Origin of the sequence: Paraburkholderia fungorum (assembly GCF_902833645.1) — a bacterium.
GTDB lineage: Bacteria > Pseudomonadota > Gammaproteobacteria > Burkholderiales > Burkholderiaceae > Paraburkholderia > Paraburkholderia fungorum.
Genome location: NZ_CADFGE010000002.1, coordinates 175805 through 201059 on the forward strand (window position 1 = coordinate 175805; position 25255 = coordinate 201059).

Below are 25255 nucleotides of genomic sequence, written 5' to 3' on the forward strand. Positions count from 1 at the left end.
CGGCACCACGCGAGTTTCTGCCGTAATTCCGGGCTCGGACGAGATGTGCACCGAGCCTATTCGCCGATAGTGAAACAAACAGGAGAGCGTCATGCCTCGCGACCACCTCACCGTGCGCAGCACCGGCAGCCCACGCTTTAGCGATGACCAGATCGCGGCGGAAGCCGTGAGGCGGCTCTCTTGGGACGCGGCCGTCCCCAGGGATAAGGTGAAAGTAAAAGTCGAGCGCGGCAGAGTCACCTTGCGAGGTGTTCTCCAGGACATCCATCAGAAAACCGCGGCGCTCGAAGACGTATCCCGCCTGTTCGGCGTCGCGGGTGTCACCGATCGAACCAGAATCAAGGCCGGATAGCATCAACCAGCTTGCAACAGTGCCCGGCAATGCCGTGCAATCTGCTTTTCCTCCTCGGTGTGAATCGCCCTCACCTTCCCCGCCGGATCGCCCTCCACCAGCCCCATGAAAGCGAGCCCATCACAGACGCGACGGCGAATCTCCGCGCTGTGCTCGCCGATGCCGCCCGTGAACACCAGCAAGTCGATCCCGCCCAGCAAGGCCGCATAAGCGCCGATCGTCTTACGCACGGCGGTAGCAAACGCCTCCAGCGCCAGCGACGCATTCGCATCCCCCGCCGCGGCGCGCTTCTCCAGCGCCTGCATATCGCTTTCGCCATCGGCGTAACCGGCCAGACCGCTCTGGCGGTTCAACAGCGTCTCCAGTGCATCGGCATCGAGATGCTCCACGCGCATCAGATACAGCAGCACACCTGGGTCGAGATCGCCACTGCGTGTGCCCATCGGCACGCCGCCGGTCGGCGTCAGCCCCATCGACGTATCGACGGACTTGCCGTTCTGCAGCGCACACAAACTCGAACCGTTGCCCAGATGCGCGAACACCGCTCGCGCTGGCAAATCGGCGCCAAGCCGCGTGACCAGCGATTCGTACGAAAGGCCGTGAAAACCGTAGCGAATCACGCCCGCATCCAGATAGCGGCGCGGCAATGCAAGCTGCGCCGCACGCGGCGGCAGTGTCGAATGAAACGCCGTGTCGAAACAGACGAAATGTTGCGCGTCGCTGAAGATCGCGGATGCCTCGTCGATCAAGGCGAGCGCCGGCGGAATATGCAAAGGCGCGAAATGCACGGCATCCTGCAAGCGCTGGCGCACTTCGGGTGTCAAGCGCTGATGCGCCCGCAGGTGCGGGCCGCCATGCACCACCCGATGCCCCACCGCCGCCGGCTGCGGGTGCTTCTGCTCCGCAAGGACGCGCGCGAGCACCTGCAACGCGTCGGTCTGCGATTCCAGCACGCGCTCCTGCTGCACCAGCACGCGGCCGTCGGGCGACGTGATGCGCAAGCTGCCGTCACTACGGCCAATTCCTTCCGCACTGCCGGCGAGCAGCAACGATTCATCGCCGCCCGCGTGTGTAAACAGCCCGAACTTCAGCGACGATGAACCGCTGTTCAGCACCAGAATCGTCGGAACCTGGGTGGCGTCTTGAGTATGCATGGGCCGCCTCGCTCAGCCTTTCCATGTCCAGTTGCGGATCTCTTCCTTATCGATGCCCTCGGCATGCGCATAAGCCAGATGTTCGATGATCTGCCCACGCAGCCATTCCTTCGCATGATCGCCGACGCCGCGCAACACCGGCACACGGTCGATCACGTCGATCGCCAGCGAGAAACGGTCGACCTGGTTGATGATCGCCAGTTCGAGCGGCGTGTTGATGTTGCCTTTCTCGCGATAGCCATGCACGTGCAGATTGTCGTGGTTGGTACGGTTGTACGTGAGCTTGTGCACCAGCGACGCGTACGAATGGAAGTTGAAAATCACCGGCTTGCTGGCGGTGAACAGCGAATCGAAATCGCGGCTGGACAGGCCGTGCGGATGCGCATGTTCGGGCATCAGGCGGAACAGATCGACCACGTTGACGAAACGGATCTTCAACTCGGGAAAGTGCTCCTTAAGAATCTGCACGGCGGCGAGCGCTTCCATGGTCGCGATGTCGCCGGCGCAGGCCATCACCACGTCCGGTTCGACGCCCTGATCCGTCGACGCCCAATCCCAGATGCCGATGCCCTTGGTGCAGTGCGTGACCGCGGCCTCCATGTCGAGATACTGCAAATGCGGCTGCTTGTCGGCCACGATCACGTTGACGTAATCGCGTGAGCGCAGGCAGTGATCGGCGACGCTCAACAGGCAATTCGCGTCCGGCGGCAGGTAAATACGCACCACGTCCGGGCTTTTATTGGTCACGACGTCGAGAAACCCCGGGTCCTGGTGCGTGAAGCCATTGTGATCCTGACGCCATACCAGCGACGTGATCAACAGATTGATCGACGGCACCGGTTGCCGCCAGCCGAGATCGCGCTTCGCTTTCTCCAGCCACTTGGCGTGCTGGTTGAACATCGAATCGATCACGTGGACAAACGCTTCATAGGTAGCGAGCAGTCCGTGCCGGCCGGTGAGCACGTAACCTTCGAACCAGCCTTCGAGCGTGTGCTCGCTCAGCATCTCCATCACGCGGCCGTCCACCGAGAGTTCGCCGCCGTCGGCGTCGCTGGCCATTGTTTCGGCCAGCCAGGTTTTCCCGGAGGCCTTGTAGATGGCGGTCAGCTTGTTGCTGGCGGTTTCGTCCGGGCCAAACACGCGGAAGTTCGTCATATTGTTGCGCATCACGTCGCGCAGAAACGTGCCGAGCACCTCGGTGGGCGACGTGTACGAACCAGCGGGCTTTTTCACCGCCACCGCGTAATCGCGAAACGCCGGCAGGTCAAGCGTCTTGCACAGCGAGCCGCCGTTCGCATGCGGATTGGCGCTGATGCGGCGCGTGCCTTCAGGAGCGAGTTCGCGCAATTCCTCGACCAGCCGCCCTGCTTCGTCGAATAGCGACTCCGGCTCGTAGCTGCGCAGCCAGTTCTCGACGAGCTTCAAGCTCTTATTGTTGGTGACCGGATCGAGCACCGGCACCTGGTGCGCGCGCCACGAACCTTCCACCTGATGGCCGTCGACTTCCTTTGGTCCGGTCCAGCCTTTCGGCGAGCGCAGCACGATCATCGGCCAGCGTGGCCGCGCCGCGTCATTGGACTCGCGCGCGTGCTGCTGGATGGCGCGGATTTCGCCGACGCATTGCTCGAGCGTCGCGGCCATCTGCTGATGCATGGTGTCCGGATCGTCGCCTTCGACGAAATACGGTTTGTGGCCGTAGCCGATCAGCAAGGCTTCGAGTTCCTCGCGGGGAATTCGCGCGAGGATCGTCGGATTGGCGATCTTGTAGCCGTTCAGATGCAGAACCGGCAGCACCGCGCCGTCGCGAATCGGATTGAGGAACTTGTTCGAGTGCCAGGAGGTGGCGAGCGGTCCGGTTTCCGCCTCGCCGTCGCCGATCATCACCGCAACGATCAGGTCGGGATTGTCGAACGCGGCACCGTAGCCGTGCGACAGGCTGTAGCCAAGCTCGCCGCCTTCGTGAATCGAGCCCGGCGTTTCGGGCGTGCAATGCGAACCGATGCCGCCGGGAAACGAGAACTGCCGGAAGAAGCGCCGCATGCCGGCTTCGTCCTCGCTGCGGTCGGGATAGATCTCCGAGTAATGGCCTTCGAGGTAGCTGTGGGCCAGCGTGGCAGGCGCGCCGTGACCCGGGCCGGCGAGATAGATCACGTTCAGATCGAGCTTCCTGATCAGGCGGTTCAGATGCACCAGCAGGAAGCTTTGCCCCGGGTCCGAGCCCCAATGGCCCAGCAGGCGGTTCTTGATGTGTTCGGGTTTGAGTGGTTCGCGCAACAGCGGGTTGTCGCGCAGGTAGATCATGCCGGCCGAGAGGTAGTTGCAGGCGCGCCAGTAGCGGTCCATCTTGCGCAACGTGTCGGGGTCGAGGGTGGTCGGCGGGGTGGGACGGGAGGTTGCTTCGGCCATGGCGTCGCTCCTTGAAAAGGACTGTCAGGCAGGTTAGCGGGTGCTGCAGCGATTGTTCGTGACGCGGCCGATGAAGAAAACCCGCAACGCTAGCCGATCTGTCATGCGCATGACATAACGCGGAGGGATCGGCAAAGGTCCGTTGCTTACGGTTTTTGGGAATGTGGCCGGGAATCGTCAGGGGTGTGACAGGAAGCGCGCGTCATGGTTCGACGCGATTGTCCAACGTCTGATCTTGCGACGGATGTGCGTCGCTTTTGTGTACGCGCGGTGTATGCGCGGTGTATGTGTGAACAGGAAGCATCGCGCGTGGAGCGGCCGATCCGACTGCCGGCCCGAACACCGGCCGGCGCCGGTTCGCTGCTATCCAGCCGGACGCTTTACGCCTGCTCTTTCTCTTTGCGTTGAGGTGGTTGGTAGCGCCATTTGCTGGCATTGGGATCGTTGCGCGCGTCGTCGCGTTCGCGTTGTTCGGCGCGCGCCTCGTCGGCCCGGCCGAGTTCGGTGCGCCGGTCGCGCACAGCGCCTGGGGAATCGGCTTGACGCAACGGCGATGGTGAGCGCCGCTGAGAAGGTAGTGACATACAGCCTCCCTTTTCGAGGATGTGGGGCGAATCAGTGTTTTTTTCCTGTCCAGCGGCGGTCCGGGCGACGCAGGAGACGAAGCTCACGCAGGTACAGTGAAGCGCCGAACATCAACGCCATGCCCCCCACGATGCCGAGGATTGCCGATACCATGATTTCCCCCTGGCGGGCCCGCCTGCCGCGCAGCGTTTGATCGCCGGCGACGTGGAGATGGGCACCCGGTTGAGCGCGCGGCTGGTTCTGAACCAACCTGACAAAAATGCACGCCAAGCAAGGATCATGCGCTCAATTGGCCGCCGTGTCTGTAAGCCATTGTGCAGCCGGGCCGTTGGCGTGCCAGAGACTCCTGCTCTTGAGCTAGACTTTAAGCGCACATTAAGTGAAGGCGCTTAAGCTTCGGGTGCCAAATGCGCTATGGCGGATCGCATCTGCCGCGTCCTCTACTGCTCGCCCCTCCTCTAGACGGTCACCATGTCGACAACCAGCCGCTTCAAAACGCCCCTGATTCTTGTTCTGTCGATCGTGCTGTTGTGCGCCGGCGTTGCCGTCCTGGTAGGCGTGTTCGGCTTGCTGGTTAAACTGTTCGGCGTTGGCTAGCACGCCACCGGCTGGGCCGGCCCTAACGGGAGACAAGCTAGGCACCCCCTGCTGTCCCTCCGCGCAGCAGCATATCGATGTCGATATCGGCCAGTTCCCCAATCCTCTCGATCGTCACGTCCGCGGGCGGATTGCTGGAAATCTCTTTGGGATCGAAAGCGTAATGTCCCTGGCGAGGAAAGACCGTGGTCAGCCGCTCGCCCCAGGCCTTCTTCATCGCCGTCAGAATCCTTAGCTTGTCGTCCACCATCACGTACTGCCGGGCCGGATAACATTCCATCACCTGATCGAGCATCTGCTCCTTATGGATGTAGATCAAAACCCGGCCCTCGACCTCGTCCCATAAGCCCGAGCGGGCAATCTTGCGCGGCTGGAACACCACGTCGCCGTCGGACAGAATCACCGACGGGCCGTAGCTGGACACATGTTTGATCGTATCCAGCGCCCCCGGATACAGCCGGTTCGCAAACGGATAATCGATCAGGAACGACGACATCAGCAGCAGACGCGTGTCCCGCGGATGCTCCAGCCGGTAGCGCTGCAACGCCCCAAGGTAATCGGCGTAGCCCAACTCCGCGCGCAAGCCTTCGAAAATTTCCCAGTAGCGCGCGCTGTTCTGTTCGCCAAACTCGCGCGCCATATGCGCGCGCAAATCCGCCAGCACATGATCGTTGTCCAGCAAGGTGTTATCGCAATCGAACAGGAACACGACATCGTGAGACGTGGCGTTAGCGGTTTCCATAACGGCTCCCGTGAATTAGCTCTTATGCCCGTCGACCGGCGTGGCCGCTTTTTCAACGTGGCCGCCGAAGTCGTGCCGCATCGCCGATAACACCCGGTTCGCAAAGTCCGCGTCACCCCGCGAACTGAAACGCGCGAATAGCGCGGCGCTCAGCACCGGTGTCGGCACGCCTTCGTCGATTGCCGCCGCGACGGTCCAGCGCCCTTCGCCCGAATCCGATACGCGTCCCGCGTAGCTTTGCAGATCGGCGTCGCCGGCCAGCGATCCCGCTATCAGGTCCAGCAGCCACGAACCGATCACGCTGCCACGCCGCCAGACCTCGGCGACCTCGGCGAGATCCAGGTCGTATTGGTAAAGCTCGGGGCGGCGCAGCGGCGATGTTTCGGCATCGGCTTCGCGCGCGTGTTTGCCGGCGTCGGCATGGCGCAGAATGTTCAGGCCTTCGGCATACGCGGCCATCATGCCGTATTCGATACCGTTGTGAACCATCTTCACAAAGTGCCCCGCGCCCTGCGGGCCGCAATGCAGGAAGCCCTGATCCGCGGTGCTGGCGCCGGCTGCGCGGCCCGGCGTGGCGGGCGCGGCGCCCGCACCCGGCGCGAGCGTCGAGAAAATCGGCTCGAGCCGCTTCACGACTTCGGCCTCGCCGCCGATCATCAGACAGTAGCCGCGCTCACGTCCCGCGACGCCGCCGCTGGTGCCGACGTCGACATAGTGAAGCTGACGCTTCGCCAGTTCGGCGCCGCGGCGAATGTCGTCGTGGTAATAGGAGTTGCCGCCGTCGATCACGATGTCGCCGGGTTCGAGCAAGGGCACGAGCTTGTCGAGCGTCTGGTCGACCACCGCGGCGGGCACCATCAGCCACACCGCGCGCGGTTTTTGCAATTGCGCGACCAGATCTTCAAGCGACGCGGCACCTGCCACGCCTTCCTGCTTCAGCTTGTCCACTGCGGCCGGCTGTACGTCGTAAGCGATGCATTGCTGACCGCCCTTCGTCAGGCGGCGCACCATGTCCGCGCCCATGCGTCCCAATCCAATCATGCCTAGCTGCATATCTCGCTCCGGAAAATGTCTCGTTGCGCGTTCCGATCTGGTTCGGCGTGCCGGGGTCTTACCGCACGTTCCGTGCGCGGTAAGCGACTTTCCTAACTGTAGTTGCTGTAGTTGCGTTTTGCGTGATCCGACGGACACACGGTAGCAGCCCCGGATCGTCCTTGCAGCGAATCGGGCCCCGCATGCGTCAAACGACGATACGCTTCTTTGCAGAGGTTTTGCGCAAGCTAAAGTTCCGGGCGTGGATCGGTAAGACGCCGTCGTCGTGAGGCAGGCTTCGATTTGGCCAACTATCTTCTTACACTTTCATTGGGCGCTAAAACACTAAAGGACCGGAGCACTGGAGCACCAAAGCGCGATCGCGTCGCGACCACCCTCGCAGCATTGGAGCAGTGAGGGCGACACCGGACGTGCGCAGAGGTGGCTGTACGACTGGAGTCTCAACGCCGCCGTGCCTGAACCTTCCGGTACTGCGTGCGCGCAAAACGCCGCACCGCACGCCACATCTGCGGATAGCGCTCACCCGGCACGGCGAACAGCACCAGCGCGCACAGCGCCAGCAAACCGCAGAACAGGAACGTGCCGCGATAGCTGAACGCCTCCACCAGCAAACCGGACAGCACGCCGGACAGAATCGAGCCGACCCGCGCAGCATTGAAGAACAATGCGGTCGCGCGGCCGGGCGACTGCGGCATCAGGTCCTGCACATAGGTCATGCCCAGGCACGAGGTCACCGCGACGACGAAGGCGTTGAGTATCTGCATCGGGATCAGCACATGGACGCTGCCGGCCAGCGACATCGCCACGAAATACACCGCGTGCACCGCCGCGCAGGCGCCGAGCCAGTTGGGCTTGTGCAGCGTCGACGACTTCGCGCCGAGCGCGAGCATCATCGGAATCTCCGTCAAGGCGCCGAGGCCAAGCATGACCGACACATCCAGATGCGTGCCGTTCAGGCCATGCACGATATAAAGCGGCAACACGATCATGGTCGCGTTCGCGGCGAGCCCGAGCAAGGTCAGCGCGGCCACGGCACGGCGAATGTCATTCGGCGAAGCAACGCCCGGCAGGTCTTCGTGCGCATTTTCACCGGGCGCGATCAGCGGTGGGACCGTGATCGAGGCGGACGGCTCGGCGGCCGTGTCCTCCACCGTGTGATCGCCCAGATGGCCTTGCGGCTCGCGCATGCGCCAGACGATGCTTGCGCAGGCCGCGAAACTCGCCGCCGCGAACAGGAAGAGCCCATAGAAGCCGGCGCCGGCTAGCACCAGCGCGCCCACCGACGGGCCGAACACCCACGCCGCGGACAGGATGGTCCGCAAGGTGGCGCTGGCGAAGGCACGCTCCGCGGCGCTTGATACCGGCAGCGCCGCGCGGCTGAACGAAAACACCAGCGACATGGCCGAGCCGCCCGCGCCGATAAAGACAATCCCGACCACCAGCAATAGCCGGTAGTCACGCACCACGCATAAGCACAGATAGCCCAGTGTGGTCGCCACCAGTGCCGCCAGCAGCAATGGCCGGTGCCGTCCGCTCGCATCGCTCCAGCGGCCGGCGAAGGTGCTGGCGAGCACCCCGCTGGCGGCGATCAGCGTCATGAAGAGGCCGAGCCTGAGCGGCGTCATGCCGGCGCGTTCAACGCCGAAGAGCGACAGATAAGGCGCGGTGAACGACATCGCCACGCCGAGCATCAGGGTCGCGGCGGCCAGTGGCTTGAAGCCCGGGATGTGCAGCAGGTCGAAAAAACGGGAGGTTTTCAACGCAAGTAGCGGTGGGTCAGGGAAAACAGGTTCGCGGCGCGTGACGCAAACCGCGGGTTTCATGGCCGGAACAACCGGAGGATTATCGGCTTGGCTTGCGGGAACGTAAACCTGTGCGCCTCACATCCCAAATTCGGGACACAAAAGATCGCGGCGGGAAAGCTGACGCCACCGGCACCGTTACCTCCCCTCGCCCGTCTGCTGCATGACTACGTAGCCACGCTTCTCGAGCGTCCAGCGATGCCACTGGTTGCCGTAGACACCGCAGGCAACACCGAACAGCACGGACAGCACCAATCCGATCGTGCCGATCGTGTCGCCCCATAAGCCACTGAGAAACAGTATCGTGCTGACACCCAGCATAACGAAAGCGGCGAACCACATTCTCTTCGACATCGCCCAGACGAAGCCCAGCAGCAACGCGCCCCAGCTGAAGCCCGTGGCGACCGCGACAACGTCGTCCTGCCCGGGGCGCTGAAGATAGATCCTTTCTGCCATGTCCTTTCCTGAATGCGATGATGCGGCTAGAGCGAATCATGACGTTTAACATGTCACGCTGGCAAGCGTATGCGCCTGCGTGACATCTTGGGGACGCCGCAGCCGCCGGCCCTCCTGGCGTAGCGCAACATCGCTCAGCGCAGTTCCGCATCGCTTGACTTACCGCACCTGATGCAGCCCGATTGCGCCGTCAAATTTTAGTTGCCTTGCTAACCATATTGCGTTTCAATAGCAGCCATGTTCGATCACTGCCTTTACTTCAATTCGTCCGCCTTGTCGCGGCTCGTCGAGCGCGAATGGGGCGCCGCGTACGCCGGCTTCGGGTTGACGCCGCCGCAGGGTTTCGTGCTGCGCGTGGTCCTTGCCACGCCCGGTTGTCTGAGCAGCCAGGTGGCCGATCTGCTGGGCATCGCGCGCCCTACCGTGACGCGGCTGATCGACAACCTGAACGACAAGGGGCTGGTGGAGCGCCGTCAAGGCGAAACCGATGGCCGCGAATGGCGGGTGTATGCCACCCGCGCGGGTAAGGCGCTTGAGCGGCCCATCAACGAAGCCAGCGCGCAAATAGCGAAGAATCTGCGCGCCAGGGTGGGCCCGGAGTTGTTCGAAGCGGCCGTTGCATCCATGCATGACGTGCGTAAGGCGCTGGGATGAGGTGCCTCGTCAAGGCGCCTCGGCATGGCGCTTTTTTACCAGATAGTTGTCTTGCTAACCATATACGGAGAGAAAATCGAATGAACCATCTGGCGAGTCAGCGCGGCACCGCAACGGGTAGGGTCACAGCAAGCGTGTCAGGCGGCACGCGAGTCGCGGCGAACTGGATATTCGGCGCCGCGATCGGGTTGTCGCTTTGTATCCTGTTGGGCATTGCGATTGCCTGCGCGCCCGCAGCGGTGCGCAGCAACAACGAGCGCTGCTTGCAAGCGCTCGCGAACGAGCAGCATGTCAGCGTCGAGGACTTTTTTCAGAACCCCGCCAAACAGGACGCTTTGGCCCTCGCGGCGGAGCAATGCGCGCGATGACGGCTTTGCGTCGCATTGCGTTGCCCTCGCCACTGACGATCCCGGCCATAGCTGATACTCTTTACCTAATCCACCCACGGCAGCGTCGCGCGCGAGCGCAAATCGCTGTCTGCGAAGGGAAAAAAGTATCGGAGCATTTATGGCAAGCCCAATCCCCTATTCTCCGCACGCGCCCTCCCGAGCGGAGATCGACGCCCTGCCGGGCGCCACGGTTATAGAATTCGGCACGAACTGGTGTGGTTTCTGCCAGGGCGCGCAAGCGTCGATCGCCAAGGCTTTCGAGCCTCATGCCGGCGTCCGGCATCTCAAGGTCGAAGACGGGCCGGGGCGCCCACTTGGCCGCTCCTTCAAGGTCAAACTCTGGCCCACGCTGGTCTTCATGCGCGACGGCGCCGAGGTCGCACGCATCGTGCGCCCAACCAGCGCCGCGGATATCGCCAGCGCTTTCGCTTCACTTTGATGCAGGAATTCGTCCGCAACCCGGACTAAAGAACGCACACCAGGGACGCACATCAGCAAAGACACCAAGGGAGCACACCTCATGGACACCCGTAGCGAGCTGCAAGCCACCGTCAATGCAATGGTCCAACCCGGCAAAGGTCTTCTCGCCGCCGACGAAAGCGGCCCGACCATCGCTAAACGCTTCAAGACCATCGGCCTCGAATCCAGCGAGGAAAACCGCCGCGCTTACCGCAACCTGCTGCTCACCACGCCGGGGCTCGGCGCCTTCGTGAGCGGCGTGATCCTGTACGAAGAAACACTCGGGCAGAAAGCGGACGACGGCACGCCGTTTCCACAACTCGCCGCGAGCAATGGCATCGTGCCCGGCATCAAGGTGGACCTCGGCAAGATTCCGCTCGCACTCGCGCCAGGTGACGAAATCACCGAAGGCCTCGACGGTCTCGCGAGGCGCTTCGCCGACTACAAGCGGCAAGGCGCGCGCTTCGCGAAATGGCGCGCGGTCTACAACATCACGGCGAGCCTGCCGAGCCGCCTTGCCATCGAAGCCAATGCCGACTCCCTCGCGCGCTATGCGGCGATCTCGCAGGAGGCGGGCATTGTGCCGATCGTGGAACCGGAAGTGTTGATGGACGGCGACCACACGATCGGGCGCAGCGCGGAAGTGACCGAGGCCGTCCTGCATGAAGTCTTTAACGCGCTGCACCGGCACCACGTGGTGCTCGAACATATTCTGCTGAAGCCCAGCATGGTGCTGGCGGGCGCCGAACACGCGCAGCAATCGACGGTTGCCGATATCGCCACGCACACCGTGCGGGTACTCAAGCGCACGGTGCCGTCGGCGGTGCCCGGGATTGTGTTCCTGTCCGGCGGCCAGACGCCGGAAGAGGCAACCGCCAATCTCGATGCGATGAATCGCCTCGGGCCGCTGCCGTGGAATCTGAGCTTCTCGTATGGCCGGGCGTTGCAGGAACCGCCGCTGCAAGCGTGGCGAGGCCAGCCGGGCAACGTCAAGGAAGCGCAGGCCGCCTTGCTCAAGCGCGCCCGTCTGAACAGCGCGGCGGCGCTCGGCAAGTACGACGCAGAGCAGGAAAAGGGCTAGCCTCGACGTGCCTGAGCCCCGGTCTCTACGGCTGCTCACGATTCGCGGTGGTGGCGCGCGCAATCTTGTCGAGCAGCGCCTGCAGCGAAACCGGCTTGCCGAGATGGCCGTCATAGCCGGCGCGGATCGCCCGCGTGGCGTCCTGCGGCCGGCCGAAGCCCGTTAGCGCAAGCGCCGGCACCGAGGCGGTGGCGGGCAGCTTGCGCAGCGCGGCGATCAGTTCGTAGCCGTCCATGCCGGGCATGCCGATATCCGAGAGGATCAGATCGAACGGCTGGCGGCCGGCAACGGCCAGTGCGTCAGCGCCATTGGCCTGAGGCCAGACTTGCGCGCCTTCGAGTTCGAGCAGGCTTTGGAACGCCTGCAGACTTTCCACTGCATCGTCGATCAATAGTATCCGCATGCCTTTGAGCAAGCTGACGTCTCCTGGCATCTCGCGGGTTTCGGGCTGCGCCACCGTACTGTCGGCCGGCAGCCAGACGCGAAACCGCGCGCCCTTGCCGAGGCCCGCGGATTCCGCCTGCACATGGCCGCCATGCATCTCGGCCAGTTGCTTGACGAGCGCGAGCCCGATTCCCAAGCCACCGCTATGGCGCCGATGCGCGCCTTCGGCCTGGCTGAACATATCGAATACGTTCGGCAGAAAGCCCGCTTCGATACCGCGCCCGGTATCCTGGACCTCGATGCAGGCATGACCGTCTTCACGCGAGAGGGTCAGGCTCACCTGCCCGCCCTGCGGCGTAAACTTCACGGCATTGCTCACGAGATTCCACAGAATCTGTTCGAAGCGCACGGGATCGACGTCGATAAAGAACGGCTCGGCCAGGCCGTGCACCGTCACGCTTACGTGATGTGCCAGCGCATCGGCTTCGATCGCGCTGCTCACCTGCGCCGTGATTGCCGCAATGTCCACGCGCGAACGCTCCAGCGCCAGTTTGCCGGTGCGCACGCGCGACAGATCGAGCAGATCGTCGATGATCTTCGCGAGGCTGATCACCGAACGGCGAATCGCATCGGCCGCGTCGCGCACCACGGGCAGTCCCTGCGTCGACGGTGCGCGGTCCAGCATGTCCGCCTTCACGTGGATCAGGTTCAGCGGGTTCTTCAGTTCGTGCGATAGCACCGCGAGGAATTCGTCCTTCAGCCGGCTGGCCGCTTCCACCTTCTGGCGCATCGAGCGTTCAAGAGAAATCTTGCGCTGCTCGAGTGCCTCAGTGCCTTTACGCTGTGTCAGATCGCGCACGATCTTCGCAAAGCCGCTGAAGTTATCCGATGCAACCGGCGTGATCACGCCGCTGCAATAAAGCCGCGTGCCGCTTTTGTGAACGTACCAGCGCTCGTCTTCGGCCCGGCCGTCGTTGCGAGCGCGCTGCCGCTCGGCAAGCGGTTCGTCGGCTTCGCGCTCTTCCGGCAGATAGAGCCGGTCGAGCAACTGGCCGACCATCTCGCTCTCGCTGTAACCGAAAATCCGCTCCGCGCCCTTGTTCCAGGTGACCACGCGGCCATCCAGATCCTGCACGACGATCGCGAAGTCGTTGGTGCTTTGCGCGGCGAGATGCAGGCGCGCTTCGCTCTGGCGCACCAGCTGCTCGGCGCGCCGCAATGCTGTGATGTCGACGATGGTCAGCACCGCGCCGTCGATATGATCGTCGGTAGTACGGTACGGCGACAGGCGCGTCAGGAAATGGCGGCCGTCGACGCCGCGAATCTCACGCTCGATCAGTTGCAGCGAGTCGAAAACAGTGGCCGTGTCGTCGGCCAATTGCGGGTAGTCGAGCCGGTGCGTAATGTCGTGCAGCGGGCGCCCCACGTCGGAGGGAATCACGTTGAACAGCTCCGTCGCGGCCGGCGTATAGCGCTTGATGCGCATCTCGCGATCGACGAATACCGTCGCGATGCCGGTCGAGGCGATCACGTTCTGCAGATCGTCTTTGGCCTTGCCGGTTTCCTCGATCTTCGCCTGCAACTCCGCGTTGACGGTAAACAGTTCCTCGTTCAACGACTGCAGCTCTTCCTTGCTGGTCTCGAGCTCTTCGGTGGCCGCGCGTAATTCCTCGTTGATCGCCTGCAATTCCTCGTTCGACGCTTTCAGCTCTTCGGTCGACGCTTCCGATTGCTCGACCGTGGAGCGCAACTCCTGCTTCGTGCGGTGCAGTTCGTCTTCGAGGTGGCCCAGCAGTGAATCCTGCGCGGCTGGTCCGCTCGGCTGAATGGCGGGCACGGCGGTCCCGGCCGCGCTCTCTTCGAACAGCACCAGCGCGAATTCCGGTGCATCTTCGGCACGCCGGTACGGGCGCACGATAATTCGCACCTGCGCCTCGGACGTGAATTCGATCGGCGCGGTCACGACCTCGCTGTTGCCGCGCATCGCCTGAAACAGCGCACCGCGCAGTTGCAGGCGCAAAGCCGGGTTCGCCAGCATGATCAGGTTATACGACGGTTCGCCGCGCACGAAACGCAGGAAACGGCCGGCGTGCTCGGACATATGCAGGATGTTCGCGTCCGTATCGACCACGACGCTCGGCGGCGCATAGAGCTCGAGAATGCGCTGATGCAAGGCCGAAAACGGCAGGCTCTGCGGCAGCGGCGGCGTGGGACCGGCGCTCGCCGTGGCAGCCGTGCCGCCGCTTTGCACGACCGGCATGCTGATCGGCGGGCGCACCGCGCTGGTCACCGCGTTGGCCCGGTAGATGCGGTTTTTCTTGTCGACCGGCGTGAACAGATCGCCTGCAGCCTCCGCGGATTCCGAACTGCCGAGCAGCAGATAGCCGCCGGGTTGCAACGCGAAGTGAAACATTTGCAGCACCTGGCTCTGCACGCTGCGATCGAGGTAGATCAGCAGATTGCGGCACGACACCAGGTCGACGCGCGAAAACGGCGGGTCGCGCAGCACGTTGTGCACGGCGAACAGCACCTTTTCGCGGATAGCCTTGGTCACACGAAAGTGCGAGCGCTCCGGCATGAAGAAGTGGCGCAGGCGCTGCGCGGAGACGTCAGCGGTAATTGACTCGGGATAGATGCCGGCGCGTGCGAAAGCAATCGCGCGCTCATCGATATCGGTCGCGAACAACTGGACCGGTATGCCCTCCTGACGCTCAGGATGATCGGCGAGCAGCATGGCGAGCGAATAGGCTTCTTCTCCGGTCGCGCAGCCGGCGATCCAGGCACGCACCGGATCGTCCTGCGATTTCTTCTGGAACAGCTTGGGCACGATCTCGTGCTCGACCACCTCGAAGGTTTCACGATCGCGAAAGAAATTGGTCACGCCGATCAGCATGTCCTTGAGCAACGCCGGGGTTTCTTCGGGATGGGTGAGGACGTAGTCCTGGTACGTCTGCAGATCGGCAATACCGTTGACCTGCAGACGGCGTTCGATACGCCGCAGGATCGTGGCACGCTTGTAGTGACGGAAATCGTGGCCGGTGCGTGCGCGCAAGGTGGCGAGCACACCTAGCAAAGCCCGCTCGGCGGTGGACACGGGATCGGGCTGCGCGGCGGCCAGCGTTTCGGGTTCGTCTTCGGCGGGCGGCAAGCGGATCGCGCGGGCGTTGTCGGCCAGTTCACGCAGCTTGCGCGGCATCTGCGCGGCCGGCAGCGAGAGGTCGACCATACCGGTGGCAATCGCGTTCTGCGGCATTTCCGGGTATTCGGCATCCGCCGGTTCTTGCGCGATAGTCAGACCGCCCTGCTCCTTGATGCGGCCGATGCCGGTCGCGCCGTCCGCGCCCGTACCCGACAGCACGATGGCAATCGCGCGTTCGCGGTGGGTGTCGGCGAGGCTGCGGAAAAACAGGTCGATGGCGATCGGGCGGGCGCGCGGCCGGCCGGCTTCGACGGGAGTCAGATGGCCGTCGTCGAACGACAGATCGTTCGACGGTGAAATGACATAGACGTGATTTTTTTCGACCTGGACGGGGTGCTGCACCTGCAGCACCGGCATGTCGGTAGCGTGCTGCAGAACCTGGTCCGCGCTGCTCGCATGGTCGGGCGAGAGATGCAGCACGACCACGAATGCCATGCCCATGTCGGGCGTGGCATTCTCGAAGAAATGCAGCAGTGCCTGCACGCCGCCGGCGGACGCACCGATGCCCACCACTGGAAAATCGAGCGAACGGGTCTCCGGGCCAGGCGTGCGCGCCGCCGAGACGTCCGCGCTGTCGGTATTCGTTGCTGCGTTGTCAGTTTGCGTGTCCGTTGGCGCGATTGATTGCGTGTTTGCCGGAGACGCCCCTGTTTCACTACCCGCCATACCCATCCCTTGTGCGCTACGCCGCGTGACGGCGCCCGCGCAGTCTTGCAGCGTCAGGCCTTCGCCGCTTTCTCACGGCTTCTTCCCGCATTGTCGCGTGTGTTGCGCCGCATTGCAAAGACCGGTGCCCGGCGGGCCCAGTCTTACGGTTCGCAAACCACCAGGGCGTGCAATTCGTCGATATTGAAGGGTTTGGCGAGTATCGCCACACCGAGGCGGCGCGCCCGTTCGAGTTCGTCGGCGTAGCCCGTCATCAGCGCGATCTTCTGCGCGGGCCAGGCGCTGCGCACCTTCTCAGCAAGATCGATGCCGTTGAGCCTGCCCGGCATCTGGATATCGGACAGCACGAGTTCGAATGTCGCGCCGCCGTTCAGCAGATCGAGCGCCTGATCGGCGGTCGGTTCGTGGTGCACTTCGCAGCCAAAGGTCTCCAGCACGGCGGCGACGCCGGCCGCCACGTCTTCGTTGTCTTCCACCAGCAGCACCACGCCTTTTGACGCCAGCGCTGGCTCCAGTGTCGTTTCCACCTCCGGCACCCGGGCTTTTTGCCGTTCGCGATAGCGCGGCAAGTAAAGTCTGACGGTCGTGCCGCGGCCGGGCACGCTGTCGATTTTGGCCGTGCCGCCGGCCTGTTCGCACATGGCGAGAACCTGGGCGAGGCCGAGACCGGTGCCCGAGCCGCGCAGCTTGGTCGTAAAGAGCGGCTCGAACGCGCGACGGACAACCGTATCGGGCATGCCCTCGCCGTCGTCGGAACAGGTGATCAGCACATATTCGCCGTCCGGCAACAAAGTGTCGCTGCCCACCAGGCGGTTATTCTGGCAACGGATCACGAAGCGCCCGCCGCGCGGCATCGCATCGCGGGCGTTGACCGCCAGATTCATGATCGCGAATTCGAGGTCGGTCGGATCGGCCAGCACCGGCCAGATGTTGTCGACCATGTTCAACGCAAATTCGATGTTGTCGCCGAGCGATGCGTCGATCAGCGGCGCGGCGTTCGGCAGCCACGTGGCAAGGTCGACCGGCTGCTGTTTGAGCGGCTGCTTCTTCGCCACGCTCAGGAGCTGCCGGGTCAACGATTCCGCCGTGGCGGTGGCGCGTTCGATGGCTTGCACCTCTTTTTCGAGGCTGTTGTAACGCTTCAAACGCGCAAGCTCGGTGTTGGCCGACACCACCATCAGCAGATTGTTGAAGTCATGCGCGACGTTGGCGACCAGATTGCCGAGCGCGCCCATGCGCTGCAATTGCCGGGTCGATGCCTCCGCGGAAAGACGCATGGCCACTTCCCCTTGCCAGCGCTCCCACGCGCGGCGCTCGTCGGCGAGCTGACGTAACGAGAAAAACACCAGCAGCCAGATCGCGAGGCAAGGCACGGCCGTGATCCCCGCGATCACCATGAAGTGCTGGCGCCATGCGTCGGCGATCGCGGCCGTCGCGTAGGCGCTCATCACATAGAGCGGGTAGTCGCCGACCCGGCGAAAAGCCAGCAGCCGTTCGACGCCGTCGACCGAGGAGGTCAGACGAATGTGGCCGAACAACTGCTTGTCGCGCAACGCCGCGCTAAACGCGCTGTGCGGGGTCGGCTTGGCGCCCTTGGGCCACGGGGGATAGCGCACCAGCAGGCTGGCATCCTGGCGGTACAGCCCCAACGAGAGCGACGGATCGCCATTCGTCAGATCGCGATAGAAGCGCGAAAAGTACTCGGTGCGCAGCGCCACGGACACCACGCCGAGAAATTGCCCGTTCTCGCCGGAACGGCCAATCGACGTATTGAACACATTGGTCTGCGACAGCGGCCCGAACATCGGCTGGGAAAAGTACGGCTGCGGCCGCATCGCCTTAGCGGTAACGAAGTCGTCGCGTTGACTCGTCGACATGACAGGCGCCGGATAAGCGCGGCTCGACACCAGCAGATCGCCGTTCGCACCGAGCAGGTAAATCGACGCGACCTGCGGAAAGTCGCCGCCGATTTGCCGCAACCGGTCGTGCAGGCTGGCTTCCTGCATACGAATCCGCGTGTCGTCGTCATTGCCTAGCAGATCCACAATGCGCGAAGCCATCTGCTGGTTGAGGTCCAACACTTTGACGGCCTGCTCCTCGGCCACGCGCGCGAGCCGGTCGATCACGTCGTTCGAGTCGGCAATCCGGCGCTGGTAGTCGAAATAGCCATAACCCGCCAGACAGGTCAGCGGGAACACAATCGACACGGCAAGCACGATCAGCAGCACGCGCCGCGTCGCCGCGAAATTACGCGACGGCATGGGGAAGTCGATTGCGGCACGCTCCGCACGTTGCACGGTCACGATCTCCATGAAAAATGAGTGGTCGGGTGGCAGTGCACAACGCCCCCACGTTGTTCGTGCGCTATTTCCTTTCCACGGAATTTACCGCACTTCCGCCGTTCTCCATAGGGTGCCGGGCCGTGAAAACGTTACACGCGCCGCGGCAGGGATTACAACCGGTTCACGCGAAAGCCACGCCTCGCTCACGTGCCGGCGGGCTGTTCGCCTTCGTCGCTGGTCAATTGTTCTTCCAGACGTTCGAATACGCGCTGGGTTGCGCGGCTCGGCGCGTCGAGTGCGAACAGCAGCAGGGATCGGCCGGTTACCTGATAGGCATCGCCCGCGCTGAATTGTGGCAACTCCGGGCGCACCGGCATGTTCGTATCCAGCAGACAGGTCCACTGATCGCCTTCGGGAATATCCGGCAGCGTGAAATTGACCACGTCGTGATGGGCATTGAGCACCAGCAGCAAGGTCGCATCGGACGCGGGACGCCTGATGCCGCTCGCCTGCGCGCGCCCGTCGATCACGAGGCCGAAGCAGCGCATTGCCGGGTCGTCCCACTGCTCCTGCGAAAGATCGGTACCGTCGGGCGAAAGCCAGCGCGCGTCGGTCACCTCGAGCGCCTCGTTGAATTCGCCGGTGAGAAAGCGTCCGCGACGCAATACCGGCAGACGGTGACGCAGCGTGGTCAGATTCTTGACGAACTCGGTCAACGCGCGTCCGTCGTCGTCGATGCCTTCCCAATCGACCCAACTGATCTCGTTGTCCTGGCAATATGCATTGTTATTGCCCTTTTGCGTGCGGCCAAACTCGTCGCCCGCAAGAATCATCGGCGTGCCTTGCGAGAGCAGCAGCGTAGCCAGCAGATTGCGCTTCTGACGCTCGCGTTGCTGGCGGATTTCCGGATCGTCGGTCGGGCCTTCGACGCCCATGTTCCACGACTTGTTGTCCGAGTGGCCGTCCTGGTTGTTCTCGCCGTTGGCCTCGTTATGCTTGTCGTTGTACGAGACCAGGTCGTTGAGCGTGAACCCGTCGTGCGCGCTGATGAAGTTGACGCTCGCCCATGGCCGCCGGCCGCGATGGTTGAACTTGTCGCCGGAACCGGTCAGGCGTGTCGCGAGATCGGGCACCTTGCCTTCATCGCCCTTCCAGTACTCGCGCACCGTGTCGCGGAAACGGTCGTTCCATTCGGCCCATCCCGGTGGGAAGCCGCCTACCTGATAGCCGCCGGGGCCGCAGTCCCAAGGCTCGGCAACCAGCCGCACACTCGAGAGCACCGGGTCTTGCCGGCAACTGTCGAGAAAGCCGCCGCCTTCGTCGAAACCGTGCGCTTCGCGGCCGAGAATCGTGGCAAGGTCGAAACGGAAACCATCCACCTTCATCTCGGTCACCCAGTAGCGCAGGCTATCGGTCACCATTTGCAGCACGCGTGGATGAGACAGATTGAGCGTATTGCCCGTGCCGGTGTCGTTGATGTAATAGCGCGGCTCGTCAGGCATCAGGCGATAGTAAGACGCGTTGTCGATGCCTTTGAAAGAAATCGTCGGGCCGCGCTCGTTGCCTTCGGCAGTGTGGTTGTAGACAACGTCGAGAACGACTTCCAGATTCGCGTTATGAAAGCCGTCCACCATTTCCTTGAATTCGCCCACCGGGTCGCTCGACGACGCGAAATAGCGCGGATCGGCCGCGAAGAAGCCGATCGTGTTGTAGCCCCAGTAGTTGGTGAGCCCCTTGTCGAGCAGGTAGCTGTCGTTGACGAAGGTCTGAACCGGCATCAATTCGACCGAGGTGACGCCGAGCCCCTTGATGTAATCGAGCACGACCTGCTGGCCGAGCCCCGCGAAGGTGCCGCGCAGATTTTCCGGTACGCCGGGGTGGCGTTTGGTAAAACCGCGCACATGGGTCTCATAGAAGATCACGCGCTCCCAGGGCAGCGCATTGCGTTCCGGATGACTCCACGAAAAATTGGCGTCCACCACCTTGCACTTCGGCACGAAGGGGGCGCTATCCCGTTCGTCGAATGACAGGTCGCCCTCTTCCGAATCCAGCGTATAACCGAAGATTTCCGGCGCCCACTTCAGCTCGCCGATATGCGCTTTGGCGTAGGGATCGAGTAAAAGTTTGTTCGGATTGAAGCGATGTCCATTTTCCGGCTCGTAAGGACCGTGGACCCGGTAACCGTACACCGCACCCGGTTTCAGACCTGGCACGAACACGTGCCAGACCTCGTCGGTGTACTCCGGCAGTTCGATGCGTTCGATTTCCGTCTCGCCGGTTTCATCGAACAGACACAGTTCGACCCGGGTTGCGTGCGCTGAAAACAGCGCGAAATTGACACCGCTTCCGTTCCACGTCGCGCCGAGCGGGAACGGTGTGCCTTCCGCGATGCGCGTCGAATAGCTGGTCTGGGATGACATAGGGATTCCTGTGGAAGCTGAGAATGCCGCACATGTGTTTGGCATGTGCAAGCTTGCTGCTCCAGCAAATTCCGGACCCAGACACCGCTCTGGCGTAAATTTTACGGTGGCCCGAGCGCAGGCATCGCGGCAGCCGATTCGAGCACGCGCAAGAGACGCTCCGGCGTCAGGGGTTTGGCACAATGCGCGTCGAAACCCGCTGCTTTGGCACGCGCCCGGTCGGCGCGTGAAGAAAATGCCGTACAGGCCACCAGCAGCATGTCCGAAGTCAACGGATCGGCGCGCAGGCGGCGCGCCAGTTCGAAGCCGTCGAGACCCGGCATCTTGATGTCGAGCAGAACCGCGAACGGCCGCCATTCACAGGCCGCCTCGCAAACGGCAAACGGGTCTTCAAGCGCGCGGCACTCGAAACCGTCGGCAGCCAGCAGCATTTGCAGCGCTTCAGCCGCTTCCCGGTAATCGTCGACCACGAGCACGCGACGGTTCGAAGCCATCGCATACGGGATGGGCCGCCAAACCACAACGTCATCGTTCTCGTCCATTCTGTTGTCGAACGTCACCTCATTCTCCCTGGTCTGCGCTGCCACTTCCTGTTTCGTCAACATAGCTCACCGGGCGCGCTGCCGCTTCCTGATTTATGCTGTCTTGACTCGCCCCGATACATCGTGCGCAAGCGCGGGTTGTTGTGCGGAAAGATCGATGAAACGCCCTTTCGCCGTGCATATCGTGCTGATTACGTGCATTGCGCATAACTTTGCATTCACTTCGACATCATTATCCCGCTGTATACGGACGGATATAGTCCCCTCGGGTTGGGGAAAACACTCAAACTTCGGTAACATTCCCTATTCGCGCCGGGCCCTGGAGTATTTACCGCCATATTTACCGCAGTATTTATCGCTTACCCTGGCCCACTGGCAGGTCACAGGATTCGATCATGAGCTTCAGCAAATACAACGACATAAAGATTTGCGCTAGCGGCAAGCGGACCATGGTGCCGGCGCATGGCGCTGGCTGCAATCCGTGCATGCCCCGTAGCGCCGAGCCGCTGAGCCCATAAGACGATGCAGAGCGCGTACCGTCCGCTGCCCTCCTCCGATGCCCTGTTCGAGCATGCCGCCTGCGGCCTGCTCGTGACCACTCCCGATGGCTGGATCCTGCGTGTCAACACCACCTTTTGCACATGGCTTGGCTATAGCGCGGCGGAACTCGCCGAGGCGAAGTCTATTCAGGATCTGCTGACTACCGAGGGCAAGGTGTTCTACCGGACGCACTGGTCGCCGCTGCTGCACAAACAAGGCTCAGTGGCCGAGGTCAAACTGAACATGCTGCATCGGGACGGCCACGTCGTGCCGATGCTGCTTAACGCAGTGAGCCGCCGTCATGGCGAAAGCAGCTACGTCGAAGTGGCGGCGCTGATCGTCGCGGATCGTCATAAGTACGAGCAGGAATTGCTGCTTGCGCGCCGCAACGCGGAAGCGTCCCTCGCCGGGCATCAGCTCGCGCAGAAAGCTTTGCAGGAAAGCCGTGACGTGCTGAGTCTCGCCATGCGCGGGGCGCGCATGGGTGCGTGGTCGCATGAGCCGGAATCGGGCAAATTCTGGTGGAGCCGCGAACTGGAAGCGCTCGCGGGCTATGCCGAGGGACGCTTTGCAAAAATGCCCGAGGGCTTTTTCGAACTGATCCACCCCGGCGACCTGAGCGCGCTCAAGCAGGCGGTCGACCTTGCCGTGGCAAACGGCGATGATTACGTCGCCGAATTCCGCTTCCTGCATGCGAGCGGCGACTGGTGCTGGATGGAAGGCCGCGGCCGCGCCACCTACGACCAGCACGGCGAGCCGCTGACGATCTACGGTCTCGGCATCGACATTACCGGGCGCAAGGACGCGCAGACCGTGCTGTTGCGTCAGGCTGCCATTTTCGAGCATCTGAGCGACGCGATCGTCATCACTGATCTGCGCGGCAACATCACCGATTTCAACGCCGGCGGCGAGCGCATGCTGGGTTACCGGAGGCGTGAAATTCTCGGCAAGCCAATTGCAATGTTCAATCTGCCGGAAGACGCATTGCGCATTCGCCGGGAAGCTCTCGCCGCCCTCGCCGCCGAGGGCACGTGGCGCAGCGAACTGGTTTTCGTGCGACGCGACGGCACCCACGGCGTCTGCGAAACGGTCGTCAAACCGCTGGCGAACGCACGCGGCGACATCTATGGCGCAGTTAGCGTAAGCCGTGACATCACCGGGCGCAGACGTGCCGAACAGCAACTGCAACGCCTGAACCTGGAACTCTCGAAGGCGGACCGCCGCAAGGACGAATTTCTCGCCACGCTCGCACATGAGTTGCGCAACCCGCTCGCGCCGATGCGCAACGTGCTCGAAATCCTGCGTCTGAAAGATTTTGCCGACCCGCAGCTAAGCTGGTCGCGCGACGTATTCGAGCGGCAATTGCAACACATGACGCATCTGGTCGACGACCTGCTGGAAGTGTCGCGCATCACGCAGGGCAAGCTCGAATTGCGCAAACAGCGGCTCGAACTCGCCCGCGCGATGCAGGCGGCCATGGAAGCGGCGCGGCCCACCGTGCAGGCCTCGGCGCATCATCTGAGCGTGACCTTGCCGCGCGAGGCGCTCTATCTCGACGCCGATCCCACACGGCTGTCGCAGATGATCCTGAACCTGTTGAACAATGCCGCCAAGTACACGCCGCCAGGCGGCGACATTTCGCTCGCCGCATCGCGCGAAGGCGATGAAGCGGTGATCGTGGTGCGCGATTCAGGCATCGGTATTCCGCGCGAGCATCTGAACAGCGTGTTCGAAATGTTCTCGCAACTCGCCCCTGCGCTGGACCGCTCGCAGGGCGGCCTCGGCATCGGTCTCGCGTTGGTGCGCGGCCTCGCCGAACTGCACGGCGGCACCGTGGCCGCATTCAGCAACGGTCCGGGCAGCGGCAGCGAGTTCGTGATCCGTCTGCCCTTGTCGAAAGCGATCCCGCAGCCTTCCGGTAGCGCGCCGCTCGATGTACCGCGCTCGCAAGGCTTGCGTGTGGTGATCGTCGACGACAATGCGGACGCCGCCGATAGTCTCGCCATGGTGCTCGAACTCGAAGGCCACGAGGTTCGCACAGCCGGTGACGGTATCGCCGGGCTGCAACTGATCGGCGAATTCGCCCCGCATGCGGTGATTCTCGACATCGGCTTGCCGCGCCTGAACGGCTATGAAGTGGCGCGCCGCGTTCGCAGCGATTATCACGATGCCGGCATGCTGCTGATCGCCGTCACCGGTTGGGGCCAGCAGCAGGACAAGCAGACCGCCGAAGCGGCCGGCTTCGACCATCATTTCACCAAGCCGGTCGATCCGCGCGAATTGCAGCGGGTTTTGAGGCGCTGACCCGGTGACGAACAAAAAGCGCATAGAAACAACAGACAGAAACTTCAACCGATGCCCGATGAAACCCAGATAGTCGGTGCCCTCGCCGCGCGCCAGATCGTTCCCGATGCCACGCAGCGTGATGCCATTGCGGCGCTCGTCACGTTGCTCGGCGCGAATGATAACGGGCACCGTCTGAAAACCGACGCCGCGCGCGCGCATCAGGGCGTGTATTGCCATGGGCTGCCTGGCCGGGGCAAAAGTCTGGTGGTCGATACGGTGTTCGAGTTGGCGGACTGCCGCAAACGGCGCGTGCACTTTCACGAGTTTCTACGCGAGATGAACCGGCGTCTGGTGAACGAGCCGCGCGGCGACGATCGGCTGGGCTCGGTCTCGAAACAATGGCTCGACGGCGTGGAGTTGCTGTGCTTCGACGAATTTCATGTGCACGATATCGCCGATGCATTCCTGATGGGCCGCTTTCTCGATACCGCGATCGGCCAGGGCACGCGCATCGTACTGACGTCGAACTACGCACCGGACACGCTATTGTCCGACCCGGAGTTTCACGAGCGCTTCCTGCCGACCATCGAACAGATCAAACGCTGCTTCACGGTGATTCACTTCGACGGTGCGCGCGATTACCGTTTTGGCGCCGAAGAAGCGGCACTTCCGCATTTTTTTGCACCGCTCGACCCGGCAACGCACGAAGCGCTACTGGACATTTTTGTGCGCTATGAAGGCAACGAGGCCTTGGCGTCAACCACCGTCAGCGCGGCAGGCCGGCCGCTCGTTGCACGTGCCGCGGGCGCGGCCTTGCTATGGGCGGACTTCGAGAGCCTGTGCGTGGCGAGCCGTTCGCACCTCGATTATCTGGATCTCGCCGAGCAATGGCATGGCCTGATTCTCGACCGCGTGCACACCGAATGGCTTGCCAAAGCCCACACGCTGCAACGGTTCATCTGGCTCGTCGACATCTTCTACGACCGCAAATGCGCGCTGTTCATCGCCTCCGATCAGCCGATCGAGGCGGCGCTCGGCGGACTGGAGGGCGCGCACGATCTGTCGAGAACACTCAGCAGGCTTGCGGAAATGCAATCGCATGGCTATCGCAACACGCTCGACGGTACGGCCGGTAGCGTGGAGACTGGAGCAACGGCGGTGCAGACGCTCGCCTCGCCGTACTAGCCGCGCGAACGCCTGCAAACA

At 62.9% G+C, this 25255-nt stretch carries 20 protein-coding genes; 8 read left to right on the plus strand and 12 right to left on the minus strand.

What is annotated here, in order from left to right; translation table 11 throughout:
• The first annotated feature begins 91 nt into the window (after positions 1–91).
• Positions 92–352: a BON domain-containing protein gene (locus HWX91_RS07520; RefSeq protein ID WP_042273903.1), complete on the plus strand. Its 261-nt coding sequence runs from the start codon at positions 92–94 to the stop codon at positions 350–352.
• A 2-nt stretch (positions 353–354) separates the two neighbouring features.
• Here HWX91_RS07520 and HWX91_RS07525 read toward each other — a convergent pair whose 3' ends face one another.
• From HWX91_RS07525 to HWX91_RS07540, 4 genes are all read right to left on the minus strand, one after another.
• Complete coding sequence (locus tag HWX91_RS07525; protein ID WP_028194525.1) at positions 355–1506, minus strand: acetate/propionate family kinase; 1152 nt, start codon at positions 1504–1506, stop codon at positions 355–357.
• 12 nt (positions 1507–1518) lie between these two features.
• On the minus strand, positions 1519–3912 hold the full coding sequence (locus HWX91_RS07530) for a phosphoketolase family protein (protein WP_028194526.1): 2394 nt from the start codon (positions 3910–3912) through the stop codon (positions 1519–1521).
• Positions 3913–4292: 380 nt separating this feature from the next.
• Positions 4293–4496 (minus strand): hypothetical protein, encoded by a 204-nt coding sequence (locus tag HWX91_RS07535; RefSeq protein ID WP_106354674.1) that lies wholly within the window; start codon positions 4494–4496, stop codon positions 4293–4295.
• Between the two features lie 31 nt (positions 4497–4527).
• The gene (locus HWX91_RS07540; RefSeq protein WP_028194527.1) at positions 4528–4767 is read right to left on the minus strand and encodes a hypothetical protein; all 240 of its coding nucleotides are present in this window, start codon (positions 4765–4767) and stop codon (positions 4528–4530) included.
• A 201-nt stretch (positions 4768–4968) separates the two neighbouring features.
• Between HWX91_RS07540 and HWX91_RS41050 the strand changes: the two genes are divergently transcribed.
• Positions 4969–5094 carry a hypothetical protein gene (locus HWX91_RS41050; protein ID WP_255246769.1) on the plus strand — a complete coding sequence of 42 codons (126 nt, stop codon included), beginning with the start codon at positions 4969–4971 and terminating at the stop codon, positions 5092–5094.
• A gap of 37 nt (positions 5095–5131) precedes the next feature.
• Here HWX91_RS41050 and HWX91_RS07545 read toward each other — a convergent pair whose 3' ends face one another.
• The 4 genes from HWX91_RS07545 to HWX91_RS07560 all read right to left on the minus strand — a co-directional run bounded on the left by HWX91_RS07545 (position 5132) and on the right by HWX91_RS07560 (position 9147).
• Positions 5132–5836 (minus strand): HAD family hydrolase, encoded by a 705-nt coding sequence (locus HWX91_RS07545; protein WP_028194528.1) that lies wholly within the window; start codon positions 5834–5836, stop codon positions 5132–5134.
• A 15-nt stretch (positions 5837–5851) separates the two neighbouring features.
• Positions 5852–7027, minus strand: a complete 1176-nt coding sequence (gene gnd / locus HWX91_RS07550) for a phosphogluconate dehydrogenase (NAD(+)-dependent, decarboxylating) (protein WP_255246770.1) — start codon at positions 7025–7027, stop codon at positions 5852–5854.
• 302 nt (positions 7028–7329) lie between these two features.
• Entirely contained in the window at positions 7330–8712 is a 1383-nt protein-coding gene (locus HWX91_RS07555; RefSeq protein ID WP_244144019.1) for a sugar efflux transporter, read from the minus strand.
• Positions 8713–8829: 117 nt separating this feature from the next.
• Complete coding sequence (locus HWX91_RS07560) at positions 8830–9147, minus strand: DUF2628 domain-containing protein (RefSeq protein ID WP_028194531.1); 318 nt, start codon at positions 9145–9147, stop codon at positions 8830–8832.
• Positions 9148–9384: 237 nt separating this feature from the next.
• On the opposite strand from HWX91_RS07560, the gene HWX91_RS07565 reads away from it, so the two are divergent.
• The 4 genes from HWX91_RS07565 to HWX91_RS07580 all read left to right on the plus strand — a co-directional run bounded on the left by HWX91_RS07565 (position 9385) and on the right by HWX91_RS07580 (position 11730).
• Complete coding sequence (locus HWX91_RS07565) at positions 9385–9801, plus strand: MarR family winged helix-turn-helix transcriptional regulator (RefSeq protein WP_028194532.1); 417 nt, start codon at positions 9385–9387, stop codon at positions 9799–9801.
• Between the two features lie 80 nt (positions 9802–9881).
• A complete protein-coding gene (locus tag HWX91_RS07570) occupies positions 9882–10169 on the plus strand; it encodes a hypothetical protein (RefSeq protein WP_028194533.1) in 288 nt (95 codons plus the stop codon).
• A 139-nt stretch (positions 10170–10308) separates the two neighbouring features.
• Positions 10309–10629 (plus strand): thioredoxin family protein, encoded by a 321-nt coding sequence (locus HWX91_RS07575; protein WP_028194534.1) that lies wholly within the window; start codon positions 10309–10311, stop codon positions 10627–10629.
• Between the two features lie 81 nt (positions 10630–10710).
• Positions 10711–11730: a class I fructose-bisphosphate aldolase gene (locus HWX91_RS07580; protein WP_028194535.1), complete on the plus strand. Its 1020-nt coding sequence runs from the start codon at positions 10711–10713 to the stop codon at positions 11728–11730.
• Positions 11731–11755: 25 nt separating this feature from the next.
• Here HWX91_RS07580 and HWX91_RS07585 read toward each other — a convergent pair whose 3' ends face one another.
• The 4 genes from HWX91_RS07585 to HWX91_RS07600 all read right to left on the minus strand — a co-directional run bounded on the left by HWX91_RS07585 (position 11756) and on the right by HWX91_RS07600 (position 21241).
• Positions 11756–15979, minus strand: coding sequence for a CheR family methyltransferase (locus HWX91_RS07585; protein ID WP_081832931.1), 4224 nt, complete (start codon positions 15977–15979; stop codon positions 11756–11758).
• Positions 15980–16122: 143 nt separating this feature from the next.
• A complete protein-coding gene (locus HWX91_RS07590; protein WP_028194536.1) occupies positions 16123–18276 on the minus strand; it encodes a hybrid sensor histidine kinase/response regulator in 2154 nt (717 codons plus the stop codon).
• 188 nt (positions 18277–18464) lie between these two features.
• Complete coding sequence (gene glgX / locus HWX91_RS07595; protein ID WP_028194537.1) at positions 18465–20681, minus strand: glycogen debranching protein GlgX; 2217 nt, start codon at positions 20679–20681, stop codon at positions 18465–18467.
• A gap of 101 nt (positions 20682–20782) precedes the next feature.
• Positions 20783–21241 (minus strand): response regulator, encoded by a 459-nt coding sequence (locus HWX91_RS07600; RefSeq protein WP_028194538.1) that lies wholly within the window; start codon positions 21239–21241, stop codon positions 20783–20785.
• 504 nt (positions 21242–21745) lie between these two features.
• On the opposite strand from HWX91_RS07600, the gene HWX91_RS07605 reads away from it, so the two are divergent.
• The gene (locus tag HWX91_RS07605; RefSeq protein ID WP_028194539.1) at positions 21746–24067 is read left to right on the plus strand and encodes a hybrid sensor histidine kinase/response regulator; all 2322 of its coding nucleotides are present in this window, start codon (positions 21746–21748) and stop codon (positions 24065–24067) included.
• A gap of 51 nt (positions 24068–24118) precedes the next feature.
• On the plus strand, positions 24119–25234 hold the full coding sequence (zapE, locus tag HWX91_RS07610) for a cell division protein ZapE (RefSeq protein ID WP_028194540.1): 1116 nt from the start codon (positions 24119–24121) through the stop codon (positions 25232–25234).
• The last annotated feature ends 21 nt before the right edge of the window (positions 25235–25255 follow it).

Excerpts from the sequence above, each read along its gene's own strand:
- HWX91_RS07555 (WP_244144019.1), bottom strand. The coding sequence starts at position 8,712 with ATGAAACCCGCGGTTTGCGTCACGCGCCGCGAACCTGTTTTCCCTGAC.
- HWX91_RS07565 (WP_028194532.1), top strand. The coding sequence starts at position 9,385 with ATGTTCGATCACTGCCTTTACTTCAATTCGTCCGCCTTGTCGCGGCTC.
- HWX91_RS07520 (WP_042273903.1), top strand. The coding sequence starts at position 92 with ATGCCTCGCGACCACCTCACCGTGCGCAGCACCGGCAGCCCACGCTTT.
- zapE (WP_028194540.1), top strand. The coding sequence starts at position 24,119 with ATGCCCGATGAAACCCAGATAGTCGGTGCCCTCGCCGCGCGCCAGATC.
- HWX91_RS07575 (WP_028194534.1), top strand. The coding sequence starts at position 10,309 with ATGGCAAGCCCAATCCCCTATTCTCCGCACGCGCCCTCCCGAGCGGAG.
- HWX91_RS07580 (WP_028194535.1), top strand. The coding sequence starts at position 10,711 with ATGGACACCCGTAGCGAGCTGCAAGCCACCGTCAATGCAATGGTCCAA.
- HWX91_RS07530 (WP_028194526.1), bottom strand. The coding sequence starts at position 3,912 with ATGGCCGAAGCAACCTCCCGTCCCACCCCGCCGACCACCCTCGACCCC.
- HWX91_RS07525 (WP_028194525.1), bottom strand. The coding sequence starts at position 1,506 with ATGCATACTCAAGACGCCACCCAGGTTCCGACGATTCTGGTGCTGAAC.
- HWX91_RS07585 (WP_081832931.1), bottom strand. The coding sequence starts at position 15,979 with ATGGCGGGTAGTGAAACAGGGGCGTCTCCGGCAAACACGCAATCAATC.
- HWX91_RS07545 (WP_028194528.1), bottom strand. The coding sequence starts at position 5,836 with ATGGAAACCGCTAACGCCACGTCTCACGATGTCGTGTTCCTGTTCGAT.
- HWX91_RS07560 (WP_028194531.1), bottom strand. The coding sequence starts at position 9,147 with ATGGCAGAAAGGATCTATCTTCAGCGCCCCGGGCAGGACGACGTTGTC.
- HWX91_RS07605 (WP_028194539.1), top strand. The coding sequence starts at position 21,746 with ATGCAGAGCGCGTACCGTCCGCTGCCCTCCTCCGATGCCCTGTTCGAG.
- HWX91_RS41050 (WP_255246769.1), top strand. The coding sequence starts at position 4,969 with ATGTCGACAACCAGCCGCTTCAAAACGCCCCTGATTCTTGTTCTGTCG.
- glgX (WP_028194537.1), bottom strand. The coding sequence starts at position 20,681 with ATGTCATCCCAGACCAGCTATTCGACGCGCATCGCGGAAGGCACACCG.
- HWX91_RS07535 (WP_106354674.1), bottom strand. The coding sequence starts at position 4,496 with ATGTCACTACCTTCTCAGCGGCGCTCACCATCGCCGTTGCGTCAAGCC.
- HWX91_RS07570 (WP_028194533.1), top strand. The coding sequence starts at position 9,882 with ATGAACCATCTGGCGAGTCAGCGCGGCACCGCAACGGGTAGGGTCACA.